Genomic DNA, 14,510 nt, shown 5'->3' with positions numbered 1-14,510 from the left:
AACCGAATAAGGTGTCATAAATGTATGCGAGTTTTAAATAAATTTGTTCATCTAAATCTGAAAACATAAAATTATAATGAATGTAAAAGTTATTAATAATTACGCCAAACTAAAAACAACTTTGTTTTTTTTACCGCTTATATTGTTATTGGTTATTCTTATATTTCTTTTCAGCCAAGATTCTTTAACTACTTTTAAGTATGTACAAATTCAAAAGGACTACTTTTTATATATTAACCATTATTTAGGTCAATATCCAAATTTAGAATACAATCTTACCCAATTAGGCGATGCCTCTGTTTTTTTGTCATTTTTAATTATTTTCATCGTGTATGCACCTAAAATATGGGAGGCAATATTAACAGCTTCATTGGCTTCCCTCCTATTTTCTTGCCTCTTAAAAAACTTGTTCTTAGTACCTCGACCTGCTCAAATTTTTGACAATCATAGTTTTATCATTGTAGGAAAAACAGCTATCGGATTTAGTAGTTTGCCTTCTGGGCATTCCATTACAGTTTTTACTATACTCACCGTTTTGTTGTTTGCATTTATGACTGAAAAGTTAAACTATAAAATCTTATGGGTCTTTTCTGTTGTATTTACAGGATTGATTATTGTGTTTTCCAGAGTGGGTGTTGGAGCACATCATCCGCTAGACGTCATTATAGGCAGTATTATAGGATATATTTCGGGTCTTATTGGTATTTTTGCCAGCCGAAAATATAAAATATGGAATTGGGTAAATAATAAAAAATACTATCCAATTTTTATTCTGTTGATTGTGATCTGCGGTATTTCATTCATCATCAAAATAAATCGAGAAAGTTTCATCATATTTGATTTGGCGTTAATTAGTTTAATTGTTTCACTTTATAAAATCATTCATGTATACGTTAAAAAATAATTTAAAATTAACTCATTTTGTCTTATTGATGAGTTTTCTTAATTTTATATTCTTTCATTATCCGTTTTTTAAATTTGTGTTTAATAACGTTGAATATAAAAACTTGAACGGAATGTTTTTAATTCTTAGTTTGATGATTCTAATGTTAGTGCTAAATGCTTTCGTTTTTTTTCTGCTTTTTTTCCTGTCGCGTTATGTTGGGAAATTTCTTTTAGTGTTGTTCTTTATAATAAATTCAGTTGCCGTTTACTTCGTTAATACCTATAGTGTTATCATTGACGAAAGTATGATAGGCAATATACTTAATACCAATTATGATGAGTCTAGCAGTTTTTTTTCGTTCAAATTAGTTGTATACTTACTTTTTCTGGGCATAATTCCTAGTATTTATATCATCAAAGTTAAAGTCATAAATGTTACAGTAAAAAGATTTTTTGTCCTGATCTCATTGACTTTATTATTTATTTTAGGTTTAGTAATTGCCAATTCAAGTAATGTTTTGTGGATTGATAAAAATTCAAAAACTTTGGGCGGACTTGCAATGCCTTGGTCTTATACTGTAAATATTTCACTTTTTTATGCACATGAATCCAAAAAAAATGAAAAAGAAATTTTATTACCAAATGCAACAATAAAAGATAATCAAAAATCAGTTGTAGTTTTAGTTATTGGCGAATCTGCAAGAAGTCAAAATTTTTCTTTGTATGGATACAACAAAAACACAAATCCCCTACTCTCTAAAACTAATAATGTATTTCATTTTAATGCAAAATCGGATGCAACCTATACCACTGCAGGTGTGAAAAGTATTTTAGAACATAAAAACACCGATGATTTGTATGAAATTTTGCCCAATTATTTGCATCGAAATAATGTTGAGGTTATTTGGAGAACAACAAATTGGGGAGAGCCACCAATTCATATAAAAAATTATCAAAACAGAGCATTTCTAATGCCAAATTGCAAAGGCGATGGCTGTAATTATGATGAAGTACTTTTGAGCGGATTAAAGGAACAAATTTTAGCCAGTAAAAAGAATAAAATATTAATCGTTTTACATACAAGTACAAGTCATGGACCTACATACAGCAAGAAATATCCCCCTGAATTTGAGACTTTTAAACCCGTTTGCAAAAGCGTTGAATTAGCTAATTGTTCTCAAACAGAACTAATCAATGCTTACGACAATACCATTGTGTATACCGATTATATATTAGCCAATATAATTAAAGATTTAAAGCAATTGACTGCCTATAAAAGTACTATGATTTTTGTGTCTGACCATGGTGAATCTTTGGGAGAAAAAAACCTATACATGCATGGTTTACCTTTGAGTATTGCACCAAAAGAACAATATGAAATCCCTTTTATAGTTTGGTATTCTGATAACAGTTCAAAACATTTAAAACCTAATGAGATGTTGTCTCAAAACCATGTATTTCACAGTGTTTTAAATTTTTTAAATATTCAAAGTCCTATTTATAACGAAGAATTGAACATTTTTAAATAAGTAAAACTTCGTATCTCTTTTAGTAAAAACATTTTTAACCCTTGTAATTCAGTGCTTTTTATTCACAAACTATTTAAAATGATTACTTTCAAGAAATCGATCATTTGATTTATATTGTCAATATAGTAGTGACCAAAAGAGCATTACCGTTTTTCGGTTTCTGGCGTTGCGAGTTTTTAAGTCCTGCTTGACTATTTTCTGCTTGAAGTATAATCTTAATTAACCTGGATTTGTTGATTTGTAAAAGTATATTTGCTATTCTTTCCATATCTTGGTTGAGACACTATTTATCATCAACCGTCAATTCATTGCTAATTTAATTATAAAACTTCGAGGTCGGTATCTAACTAACCGCATATTATTTCTTTATGACAAATATTATTTGCCTTTACCATCCTTTTGATATAAATTATTAAATATTGTGCATCTAAGTAATGACTAAAATTTAATGTCGTATTTTAATAAAGCACTAAATTTCTTTACCACAGATTTCACAGATTAGCACAGATTAATTCGTTATGTAATTTTAAAAATCTTTTTAATCCTTACAATCTGTGGCAAAAACTCTTTTTAATAATTGCGACAATATATCTTTCTTGCTACTTATCAAATAAATACACTAACAACAAACATATTTATCACGTATAATCTGTTGAATTTAATATAATTTGCTTGAAAAATTAAATGGAAAACTGGTGATTTTAATGCGTTTGATTTGTGATATTTATCATTTTTAGAGCATTACTTTCAAAAAGACTATATTTGCAAAAAATTTAAGCAAATGACTACTTTTGAGCAATTCAATCTTCCTAAATCCGTACAAAAAGCGATAGATGATTTAGGGTTTACAACTCCTACTCCTATTCAAGAAAAAACATTTTCTGTGATAATGTCAGGAAGAGATATGATGGGAATCGCTCAAACCGGTACTGGTAAAACATTTGCTTACCTTTTGCCTTTGTTGAAACTATATAAATTTACTCCCGGGCATACCCCAAAAATAGTGCTCCTGGTTCCTACTCGTGAACTTGTTGTACAAGTTGCGGAAGAAATTGAGAAATTGACAAAATACATGTCGGTTCGTACTATTGGAATCTTTGGAGGTGTCAATATCAATACCCAAAAGAAAGCAGTGTATGCAGGTTGCGACATACTAGTGGGAACTCCAGGAAGAATCATGGATTTAACGCTGGATAATGTGATTCGTTTTGAAGAAATGCAAAAGCTGGTAATAGATGAGTTTGATGAAATGCTGAATTTAGGTTTCCGTACCCAATTGACTTCTATATTGGCCATGATGCCTAAAAAACGTCAAAACATTCTGTTTTCAGCAACTATGACAGATGAAGTAGATGCGATTTTGAATGATTATTTTGATTATCCTCAAGAAGTTACGCTTTCGGCATCAGGAACACCTCTGGAAAACATCAAACAAATATCCTATCAGGTTCCTAATTTTAATACTAAAATAAACCTTTTAAAACACTTATTGCAAAACAACGAAGACATGAGCCGTGTGCTGGTGTTTGTCAATAATAAGAAAATTTCTGATATGGTTCACGAACGAATCGAGGAGGATTTTGAAGGTCAGTTTGGAGTAATTCACTCGAATAAATCACAAAATTATCGTTTGAGTACGATGGCTTCGTTCCAAGAAGGAAATTTACGTGGTTTGATTACTACTGACATCATGGCCAGAGGTTTGGATATTTCTAATATTACCCACGTTATCAATTTTGAAATGCCTGAATTACCTGAACTATATATGCACAGAATTGGTCGAACCGGTCGTGCAGATGCTACAGGAACCGCTATAAGTCTTATCGCACCTCGCGAAGAAGAATTTAAAGTAGAGATTGAAGTGCTGATGAATATGGAATTAGCTATTGAACCTTTCCCAGAAACCGTAGAAATTTCATCAAAATTAATTGAACCTGAAAAAGAGAGACAACCGATCAAGTTTATGATGAAAAAACAAAAACTTGACGGAGATGGCGCTTTTCAAGAGAAAAGTAAAAAGAATAAAAAAGTCAATTTAGGCGGCCCTGGGGTAACCAAGAAAAAAACACACGGTTCTGTAAATAGAAATATGCTAAAAACCAGAGATAAAAAGAGAAAAGACAAGAACAAATAAGATCAGTGTTCAGTTTCGAGTGTTCAGTTTCTAAATCCTGATTTTTTTTTGAACATCGAGGTCTAAAGATAAAAACAAAAATAAATAGTAAAAAGTGTTGAAAAATAATTTTCGTTTTTCAACACTTTTTTTGTGAATTTTCAAGTTTAATTCTTAGTAAAAACCAAGCAAACCGGAGAACACAAAACAATTTTTTTACCAGTATCAGCAAGCAATCCTGTCTTTTTATTTCTTTTAAAAATCACTACATCATTGGTATATTGATGTGCTACTACAAGAAAATTTCCCGTTGGGTCAATGGTGAAATTTCGAGGTCCTTTTCCTAAACTACTGGTTTGCCCTTTCAATAGTAATTTTCCGTTTTTTAGAAGTTCAAAAATGGTGATATTATTTGCTTCACCGCGATTAGAGGCATATAAAAACTTACCGTCAGGTGAAATATGGATATCCGCAGCACTAAATGATCCTTTGAAATCTTTGGCTAAAATAATCGTTTCATCAATCTTTGTCAATGTTCCGTTAGAATAACTAAATACTGTTAGCGCGCCGTCCAGTTCCTGTAATAAATAAACAAATTTACCATCTTTGCTAAAGGTTAAATGTCTGGGTCCACTCCCGGATTTCACTGAAATGCTGTCTTTTAATTCTAAAACAGTGTGTTCAGCATTAGGATTATAAGCGTATGAATATACTTTGTCATTCCCTAAATCGTTAGACAAAACAAACTTTTTATCTGGAGAAAAATGAACCATGTGTACGTGCGGACCTTCTTGTCTTTGTGTATTAGTTCCTTTTCCATAATGTTGAATAACTTGCTTCGCTTCAGCTAGACTTCCGTCGTTATTTTTAGCAAAAACGGAAATATTTCCCCCGGAATAATTAGCAACAATTACATTTTTATCGTCATTGATTATGTAACAAGGATCCGCACCCTTGGAGCTTTGCTTGTTGATTAAGTCTAATTTTCCTCTTGCTGGATTATAGCTAAAAGAACTCACCGTACTTTTAGTCCCATTTTCGTTTACGGAATACACAAAATTATTATTTTTTGAAACCGTTAAATAACTGGGATTTATAACCTTTTCAGTCGCATTTTTAAAACTGAAATCGCCTGTGTTTGAATCAAAATCATATACATAAATTCCTTTACTGTCACAACTTTGGGTATAGGTTCCTATTAGTAAATTCAATTTGTTTTTTTGTGCATGAACACTTGTAAAAAGGAAGATTAATAGAAGAACCGCAAACGGCTTTTTCATGTTTTTAAAATTTATTAGAAAGCTAAAATACACATTATATTCCTAATGAATGTCAATAGTTTATTCCTTTGAAAAATTATAACAACTTCATCTAAAACTGTCAACAAATTTGTATTTTTGATTCCTGAAATTCAATGAACACCGTTGAAAACAAAATACAGTAAAGTAAACTCAACCTCAGAATGCATTTTAAACATCCCGAAATTTTATACTTTCTGTTCTTGTTGATTGTTCCAATTTTGGTTCATTTGTTTCAATTACGCCATTTCAAAAAAGAATATTTCACCAATGTTCGGTTCTTAAAAGCACTTTCAATTCAAACCAGAAAAAGCTCTAAAATCAAAAAATGGTTGCTTCTCGCCTGTCGTTTATTACTTCTAACTTGCCTTATTTTCGCATTTTCGCAACCTTTTTTCGAGTCCCAAGACAGCAAAAATGCCACCAATGAATTGTATATTATTTTGGACAATTCTTTTAGCATGCAAGCCAAAGGCAAAAAAGGGGAATTATTAAAAAGAGCGGTTCAGGAATTACTTGAAGAAACTCCGGAAAATGTAAATTTTTCTTTAATTACCAATTCCGAAAATTATTGGAACACGGATATAAAGTCTGTTCGTAGTGCTTTACAAAATCTAAAATACAGCCCAACTCCGTTCCAATTAGACAATATAATGGCAAAAATAAAAGCGCATAAATCAGCTTTTAATAAAGATATCGTCATCATTACGGATGCGGTAGGTCTTGATGAACAACAACTGAAAAATAGTGATGCAACTGATTCTCCTTCATTTATAATTCCAAAAGCAGAACAAAAAAACAATGTTTCTATTGACAGCGTATTCATCCATAAAACAGTAGAAAATTTTTATGAAATTAGTGTCCAAATATCCAGTTATGGCAAGAATTTCAACCCGATTCCAATTTCTCTATACAATGAAAACAAGCTTATTGCTAAAACGATAACAACTTTAGACACAAAGAAAAAAAACCTCAGTTTCACGATTCCTAAACAATCCTTTCATGGTTATTTTTCTATAGTTGACGATGGTTTATCTTATGACAACACGTTTTTTTTCAGTATTTCAAAAACGAAGAAAACCAATATTATCAGCATTGGAGAACTAGTGAAAAGCAACTTCCTTTCCAGAATTTATACCAGTGAAGAATTCAATTATAACAATTATACCTTAAGCACCTTAGACTATAATAAACTGGAAGAACAAGACGCAATTATTCTTAATGAATTGGATGAAATTCCGCAAGCTTTGATAACCACTTTGAACTCTTTTGTAGAAAAAGGCGGCAATTTAATTGTGATTCCTTCGGCGATAAGTTCCATTACCAATATAAATTCTTTTTTGTCGAATTTTGGAAACCTCAAATTTAGTTCTTTAGAAAACAGAGAAAAACTGATTACTAAAATCAACTTCAATCATCCTATATTCCATAGTGTTTTTGAAAATAAAGTGACTAATTTTCAATATCCAAAGACAAAAAAATCTTTTGTAATATCCAGTTCCTCTCCTGCTGCTTTGTCTTATGAAGACCAAAGCGTTTTCTTGACATCGATAGCAAATTCGGTTTCAGCAGTTAGTTTTTTTGCTGCTCCTATTAACATCGAAAATTCAAATTTTCAGCAATCTCCATTAATTGTACCTACATTTTACAAGATGGCGATGCACAATCAAAACAACGGAGTAAATGCCTTGATAATTGGTAATAACAACCCGCATTTTATAGAAGCATCGCTAAACAAAGGCGCTATTTTAACGGCAAAAGGCTTAGACGAACAATTTATTCCTATCCAACAAATTCTGAATAATAAAGTCAAAATGACTTTCAATGATTATCCGATACAAGCAGGGAATTTCAGCATTTACAATACAAAAGAGTGGATTGAAAACATTAGTTTCAATTACAACCGAACCGAAAGTGATTTGGCTTCAGCCAATGAGACTATTCTTTCTGACTATAAAACAATCGAATCAATACCATCGTTCTTTGACACTTTACAAACTGACAGAACTGATAATCAAATTTGGAAATGGTTTGTTATCTTTGCACTGTTATTTCTAATAACCGAAATGGCAATTATACGATTCGTAAAGTAAATAACGAAGTTCAATACTTAAAAATCAATATAAAATGAGCATGAATGTACTTTAGTCATAAAAGTCAATGCAAATTTCATATTCAATCAAAAAAACAAATAGTATCTACATATGAAATTAATCCTCAGAGACGCCAAAATTATCGATTCGAAAAGTCCCTTTCATAATAAGACTGCAGATATTTTAATTGTTGATGGTTTTATACAAAAAATTGGAACCTGGCTCCCAAATCTGGATAAAGCAGAAGAAATACAACTTGATAATTTACATGTCTCCCAAGGCTGGTTTGATAGTAGCGTTTCGCTCGGGGAGCCTGGTTATGAAGACCGTGAAACCATAGCAAACGGACTTACTGTAGCTGCCAAAAGTGGTTTCACGGCAATCGCATTACAACCCAACTCCTTTCCTATTATTGACAATCAATCCCAAGTCAATTTTGTTTTGAACAAAGCACAAGGATTTGCAACTCAACTGTATCCTATCGGCGCTTTGAGCAAAGAAAGTGCAGGAAAAGACATGGCTGAATTGTATGACATGAAAAAAGCGGGAGCCGTTGCTTTTGGAGATTATAATAAAAGTTTAGATAATGCTAATTTGCTAAAAATAGCCTTACAATACGTTCAGGATTTTGATGGATTACTTCTTGCTTTTTCCCAAGACGAAAATATAAAAGGAAATGGAGTGGCCAATGAAGGCATAGTTTCGACCCGACTGGGTTTAAAAGGAATTCCAAATCTTGCCGAAGAAATACAAATTGCACGGAATTTATTTCTGTTAGAATATACCGGCGGAAAACTTCATATTCCAACCATTTCTACTAAAAAATCAGTTCAATTAATCAAAGAGGCTAAAGCTAACGGACTAAATGTAACGTGCAGCGTGGCAGTACATCATTTAGTTTTAACCGATGAAAAACTGGAAGGTTTTGACACCCGTTATAAAATTTCTCCACCGCTTAGAACTGAAACCGATAGGAAAGCATTACTGAAAGGAATAAAAGACGGAACGATCGATATGATTACATCCGACCATAATCCGATGGATATTGAGCACAAAAAAATGGAATTTGATGGAGCCAAGAATGGAACTATTGGTCTGGAAAGTGCTTTTGGAGCTTTGATGACTGTTTTGCCATTAGAAACCGTAATAGAAAAACTCACTTCAGGAAAAACAACTTTTGGCATCGAAACAGTATCAATTAATCAAGGTTCAAAAGCAAATATTACCTTATTTAATCCGGAACCAAAAAGCATTTTTACAAAATCATCCATTTTATCCAAATCTAAAAACACTGCTTTTTTAGGAACTGAACTAAGAGGTAAAGTGTACGGAATTGTGAATCAAGGAAAATTAATTTTAGCATAAAAAAATGAATACTATTAATAATAATAATTCAGAGTCAGGAAAGACGGCCGCAATCACCAGTTATATTTTAGGAATTGGCGTATTTATTGCCATGTCTATGAACTCCGAGGACAAAAATGAATTTGCTTCATTTCACATCCGTCAAGGACTGGGACTTACTTTAACATTCATATCACTGGGATTAATCATCAGCAATTTTGACAGCCTAATGATTTCGGCTCCCATGTGGATTTTCGTATTTGTTTTATGGTCTTACGGTATTACCAGTGCTATAAAAGGAGAAACAAAACCGGTTCCATTATTGGGAACGTATTATCAAAAATGGTTATCAAACATCTCATAATCCATGAATTTATCTTTAGAATATAAAATACGAGAGCCTAAAATAAAATTAGACGAAAATCCACTTTTACTTTTATTGCACGGATACGGCAGCAATGAAGACGATTTATTTTCATTTGCAACCGAGCTTCCTGATGAATATTATATTGTTTCATCACGTGCGCCTTATAACATGCAATACGGTGCATATGCATGGTATGCAATCAATTTTGATGCGGATCAAAATAAATTTTCGGATCACGATCAAGCCAAAGTTTCAAGAGATTTAATTGCCGGATTTATTGATGAATTAATTCAAACCTACCCCATAAATGCTGAGAAAGTCACATTGATTGGCTTCAGCCAAGGATCTATATTGAGTTATGCAATTGCACTTTCGTACCCTGAAAAGGTTCAGAAAGTAGTTGCGATGAGCGGGTACTTAAATTTAGAAATTGTCACTGAGGATTACCTAAAAAACAACTTTCATACCCTGAAAATATTTGCTTCACATGGAACAGTGGATCAAGTAATTCCAGTTGAATGGGCTAGAAAAACACCAGCAATAGTAGAAAATTTAGGGATAAATATAACCTACAAAGAATATCCTATAGGTCATGGAGTTGCTCCACAGAATTTTTATGACTTCAAAAACTGGATTTTAGAGAATGAATAAATAATATTTGTGCCGTATTCAGGTCTTTATAAACGGAATACGGCACCTTAATTATTTTTGGTACAACAACGATTGATTGACCTCAAAAGAAATACTTTTATCTTCATTGACAAAATATTTCAACAAAACTTCACCCCAAATTTCACCATCACTATAATCAGCAATAATCCATCTGTGGTTTAGTATTTTGACTTTGTTAATAATAAATTTATTTGTGCTAATTTGATCTTGACCCGTATACGGATTTCCCTTTGGGTTGGCGTTCAAATCCAATAATTTTTCAGTGACGAAAGGAATCAATTTCTCGTATTGAATTGTTTTGTTAGCGCTTGTAGTATCAAAATAATTTTGAGCATTCTCATTTTTTTCCAAAGAAAAATAGTTGGCATCCACTAATTGATTCGAAACCAAACTCAGACTGTCTCTTAATTTTTTAGTGGTTTTTTCATATCTAGTTTGCTCAAATACTACTTGTTTACTCAAAAACATATACGTAAAAACAGTAGAAAGCACAGCCAGAATAGTAAGGTACAGGAATAATGAATTTTTCATTTTAAATATAATTAAATTTTAATTTCTAGATTATCATAGGCGAGATAAACATGCTCGGGGAGATTTTTTTGAACCTCTTCGTGATACCCCATGATATGACTAATGTGTGTGAGATAGGCTTTTTCTGGTTGGACCAAAGCTATAAAATCCAACGCTTCTTTTAAATTGAAATGCGTTTCATGAGACTCTTCCCGTAAAGCATTCACAACCAATACCTTTAGATTTTTTAACTTGACTATTTCACTTTTTTCAATAGTTTTCACATCCGTTAAGTAGGCAAAATCATCAATTCGATACCCAAAAACCTGAAGATTTCCATGCATGACACTGATGGGGACAACCGTTTTGTTGCCAATGGCAAATGACTGGTTGTTGACAACTTCAATAGTTGTAACAGAAGGCGCACCGGGATATTTATTGACCGTTTCAAAAACATAATCGAAACGTCTTTTTAGATTAGTTATAACCCGTTGATGTGCATAAATTGGAATTTCTCCTTGTTTGAAATTAAAAGGCCGAATATCATCGATTCCTGCGGTATGATCCGCATGTTCATGAGTAAATAAAATACCATCTACTTTCTGGCAATTTGACGCAAGCATTTGCTGTCTGAAATCAGGTCCGCAATCAATTACAAAAGAATAATTCTCCCAAGAAATCCATACAGAGACGCGCAGTCTTTTATCTTTAGAATCAGAGCTTTTACAAACAGGATGATTACTACCAATAACAGGAATGCCTTGTGATGTACCAGTTCCTAAAAAATATACCGTCAACTTTCTTTATTTTATTTGCAAAAATAGGGTTAATTCCCTTTCATTAGAAACCTATTTAACTAACTTTACAAAATATTAGCCATATTAAAAGAAAATGGATACAGAAATAAAATTAAAAGGTGATAAAATCATCGAACAAATCCCTTCAGTCAAAGATAAAGCACTTCGTATCAATTTGAACGAAAATATCTATGGAACTTTTGCAGAAATTGGCGCTGGACAGGAAACTGTAAGACATTTTTTTAGATCTGGTGGATCGTCAGGTACAATTGCAAAAGCAATGTCAGCCTATGACAAAGACTTTAGCGATGCCGTTTATGGAATTGAAGAGGACGGTCGTTATGTGACCGAAAGTCGACTCAAAAAAATGCTTTCTCATGAAGTAAATCTAATAGAAAAAAGGCTAAGCAGAGAAAAACATCCTAATAAAATGTTTTTTAGCTATGCGAATACCGTGGCCACTATTGACTTTGCCAAACAATTCAAAGGACATGGCTGGGTTGGTATTAGTTATCAAATTGAGCCGGATGAGGATTATAATGAAATTATTCTTCACATTCGATTTAAAGAAACTGATGTGCGTTTGCAACAGGAAACATTGGGTATTCTGGGCGTAAATTTAATTTACGGGGCGTATTACAAATACAATGATCCCAAACGTCTCTTGCGTTATTTGTATGATCATTTAGACAAAGATCAATTAGAAATAGACACCATAAATTTCTCAGGTCCACGTTTTGCTGATGTTGACAATCGTTTGATGAGTTTACAATTAGTCAAAAATGGAATGACTGATGCCGTTATGTTTAATCCTGATGGAATAAACATACTTCCTGCTGCTATATTATACAAGAAAAACATCCTTGCTTTTAGGGGTAGTTTTCGTCCGGTTACAAAAGTCAACATGGACATGTATGAGAAATCATTAAAAATGTTTTTAAATGAGAACAAGGTCAGTCCGGAAAACACATTAGTGATTTTTGAAATTACATTATCCAACCTACGATCTGATGGAGAAATCGATGAAAGAGATTTTATGGATCGAGCTGAATTACTCTGTTCACTTGGACAAACCGTAATGATTTCAAATTTTCAGGAATATTACAAGGTAGTGGAGTATTTTGCGAATTATACCAAAGCCAGAATGGGATTAGCCATGGGCGTGAATAATTTAATAGATATTTTTGACGAGAAATATTACCGTCATTTAAGTGGCGGAATTCTGGAAGCTTTCGGGAAATTATTCTACCGCGACATGAAAGTATTCTTGTATCCAATGATTGGGGAAAATGGAGAAATAATCACCTCCGAAAATTTAAAAGTACACCCAAGAATGAAAGAACTCTATAAATTCTTTAAATTCAACGGAAAAGTAGTTGATATAGATGATTATGACCCCTCTATTTTAGAGGTGTTCTCTCGTGAAGTTTTAAATATGATTAATAATGGAAAGCCCGGTTGGGAAACAATGCTTCCCCCTGGTATTGCAGAAATAATTAAGGAACACAGACTTTTTGGATTTGATCCTAATAAAGTTTTGAAGGAAATCAATTCGTGAATCAGTAGTCAAATTTTGAGTTAAATTAAAAACAAAGTCCAGAGCTGGGGTCGATTAAAACCGCAGATCTGGACTTTGTTTATTATTAAAAGTTGGTTTGTATTTATATTTGCAAATGCAATAAAGGATGACTACCACGGAATCCTTATTTTAGTATCTGAGCAGCATGCACTTTGGTTTTTACAGCCGAGATAACCTCATCAATAATCCCGTTTTCATCAATTACAAAAGTAGTCCTGTGGATCCCGTCATACTCTTTTCCCATAAATTTCTTGGGACCCCAAACCCCAAAAGCCTGTATCACTGATTTGTCTTCATCTGCAAGTAATGGAAAAGGAAAGTTATACTTTTCCTTAAACTTGGCCTGTGCTTTTTGAACATCGGCACTAACGCCCAGAAGAGCATAATTGTTTGCTTCAAATCGCTCGAAATTATCTCTTAAGTCACAAGCCTCAGCTGTACATCCTGGAGTATTTGCTTTTGGATAAAAGAAAATAACTAATTTTTTACCTCCATAATCTGTTAATTGATGTAATTTTCCGTCTTGATCCAGACCTGAAAAATCAGGTGCTTTATCTCCTTTTTTTAATGTTGTCATTATTTTTATTGATTTGAATTTGAATTTTGCTAATACCGCCGAAATTGTTTTTCTTTACCAATCAAATTTAATAAATAATGAATAAACAGGAACGTGTAATTTTTGTTATAAATACGTTAAAAAAACTATATCCTACGATTCCAATTCCCTTGGATCATAAAGACCCGTATACGTTGCTGATTGCCGTTTTATTATCCGCACAATGTACGGATATTCAAGTAAATAAAATCACTCCTTTACTTTTTGCAAAAGCAGATAATCCGTTTGATATGATCAAAATGTCTGTCGAAGAAATTAAGGAAATCATTCGGCCTTGTGGCTTATCGCCAATGAAATCAAAAGGAATTCATGGTTTATCCCATATATTAATTGACAAACATGGCGGAAAAGTACCTCAGAGTTTTGAATTTCTGGAAGAATTACCCGCGGTAGGACATAAAACGGCCAGTGTCGTGATGTCCCAAGCTTTTGGAGTTCCAGCCTTTCCGGTTGACACACACATTCATCGCTTGATGTACCGCTGGAATTTAACCAATGGAAAAAACGTAGTTCAAACAGAGAAAGATGCTAAACGCCTTTTTCCTGAAGCAATTTGGAATGACCTGCATCTTCAAATTATTTGGTACGGAAGAGAATATTCTCCGGCTCGTGGCTGGGATTTAGATCAGGATATTATTACTAAAACTATTGGCCGAAAAACGGTTATTGATACATATTATAAAAAATAAAGTATGCTAAAAAATAAA

General features: G+C 32.7%; 13 protein-coding genes. 9 read left to right on the top strand and 4 right to left on the bottom strand.

The features are described from left to right. Positions 1 to 76: 76 nt before the first annotated feature. From EKM05_RS11705 to EKM05_RS11695, 3 genes are all read left to right on the top strand, one after another. Entirely contained in the window at positions 77 to 904 is an 828-nt protein-coding gene (locus tag EKM05_RS11705; protein ID WP_199739627.1) for a phosphatase PAP2 family protein, read from the top strand. Next, on the top strand, positions 885 to 2,414 hold the full coding sequence (gene eptA / locus EKM05_RS11700) for a phosphoethanolamine--lipid A transferase EptA (protein WP_126555480.1): 1,530 nt from the start codon (positions 885 to 887) through the stop codon (positions 2,412 to 2,414). The genes EKM05_RS11705 and eptA overlap by 20 nt, the downstream gene beginning before the upstream one ends. Positions 2,415 to 3,195: 781 nt before the next feature. Next, on the top strand, positions 3,196 to 4,548 hold the full coding sequence (locus tag EKM05_RS11695) for a DEAD/DEAH box helicase (protein WP_126463381.1): 1,353 nt from the start codon (positions 3,196 to 3,198) through the stop codon (positions 4,546 to 4,548). Between the two features lie 146 nt (positions 4,549 to 4,694). On the opposite strand, the gene EKM05_RS11690 is transcribed toward EKM05_RS11695, so the two are convergent. Then, positions 4,695 to 5,807: a lactonase family protein gene (locus tag EKM05_RS11690; protein ID WP_126463383.1), complete on the bottom strand. Its 1,113-nt coding sequence runs from the start codon at positions 5,805 to 5,807 to the stop codon at positions 4,695 to 4,697. A 182-nt stretch (positions 5,808 to 5,989) separates the two neighbouring features. Here EKM05_RS11690 and EKM05_RS11685 point away from each other — a divergent pair, with 182 nt between their 5' ends. From EKM05_RS11685 to EKM05_RS11670, 4 genes are all read left to right on the top strand, one after another. Continuing rightward, positions 5,990 to 7,918, top strand: a complete 1,929-nt coding sequence (locus tag EKM05_RS11685) for a BatA domain-containing protein (RefSeq protein WP_126555477.1) — start codon at positions 5,990 to 5,992, stop codon at positions 7,916 to 7,918. Positions 7,919 to 8,029: 111 nt separating this feature from the next. Continuing rightward, positions 8,030 to 9,283 (top strand): dihydroorotase family protein, encoded by a 1,254-nt coding sequence (locus tag EKM05_RS11680; RefSeq protein ID WP_126555474.1) that lies wholly within the window; start codon positions 8,030 to 8,032, stop codon positions 9,281 to 9,283. 4 nt (positions 9,284 to 9,287) lie between these two features. After that, entirely contained in the window at positions 9,288 to 9,626 is a 339-nt protein-coding gene (locus EKM05_RS11675) for a hypothetical protein (RefSeq protein WP_126455457.1), read from the top strand. A 3-nt stretch (positions 9,627 to 9,629) separates the two neighbouring features. Next, a complete protein-coding gene (locus EKM05_RS11670) occupies positions 9,630 to 10,280 on the top strand; it encodes an alpha/beta hydrolase (RefSeq protein WP_126555471.1) in 651 nt (216 codons plus the stop codon). 51 nt (positions 10,281 to 10,331) lie between these two features. Here the strand turns inward: EKM05_RS11670 and EKM05_RS11665 are convergent, their stop codons facing one another. Both EKM05_RS11665 and EKM05_RS11660 read right to left on the bottom strand, forming a co-directional pair. Beyond that, positions 10,332 to 10,832 carry a hypothetical protein gene (locus EKM05_RS11665; RefSeq protein ID WP_126555469.1) on the bottom strand — a complete coding sequence of 167 codons (501 nt, stop codon included), beginning with the start codon at positions 10,830 to 10,832 and terminating at the stop codon, positions 10,332 to 10,334. 11 nt (positions 10,833 to 10,843) lie between these two features. After that, complete coding sequence (locus EKM05_RS11660; RefSeq protein WP_126463392.1) at positions 10,844 to 11,608, bottom strand: MBL fold metallo-hydrolase; 765 nt, start codon at positions 11,606 to 11,608, stop codon at positions 10,844 to 10,846. A gap of 94 nt (positions 11,609 to 11,702) precedes the next feature. On the opposite strand from EKM05_RS11660, the gene EKM05_RS11655 reads away from it, so the two are divergent. Next, positions 11,703 to 13,166, top strand: a complete 1,464-nt coding sequence (locus EKM05_RS11655) for a TonB-dependent receptor (RefSeq protein ID WP_126463394.1) — start codon at positions 11,703 to 11,705, stop codon at positions 13,164 to 13,166. A gap of 145 nt (positions 13,167 to 13,311) precedes the next feature. Here EKM05_RS11655 and bcp read toward each other — a convergent pair whose 3' ends face one another. Beyond that, positions 13,312 to 13,764, bottom strand: coding sequence for a thioredoxin-dependent thiol peroxidase (bcp, locus tag EKM05_RS11650; RefSeq protein ID WP_126555467.1), 453 nt, complete (start codon positions 13,762 to 13,764; stop codon positions 13,312 to 13,314). A gap of 77 nt (positions 13,765 to 13,841) precedes the next feature. Between bcp and nth the strand changes: the two genes are divergently transcribed. Beyond that, positions 13,842 to 14,492, top strand: coding sequence for an endonuclease III (gene nth, locus EKM05_RS11645; RefSeq protein ID WP_126555464.1), 651 nt, complete (start codon positions 13,842 to 13,844; stop codon positions 14,490 to 14,492). Positions 14,493 to 14,510 lie beyond the last annotated feature (18 nt).

It is taken from the genome of Flavobacterium sp. GSP27 (assembly GCF_003970395.1).
In the GTDB taxonomy this organism is placed as follows: Bacteria; Bacteroidota; Bacteroidia; order Flavobacteriales; family Flavobacteriaceae; genus Flavobacterium.
Note: the sequence above shows the minus strand (reverse complement) of the source record. Positions and strands in the feature narration are given on the sequence as shown.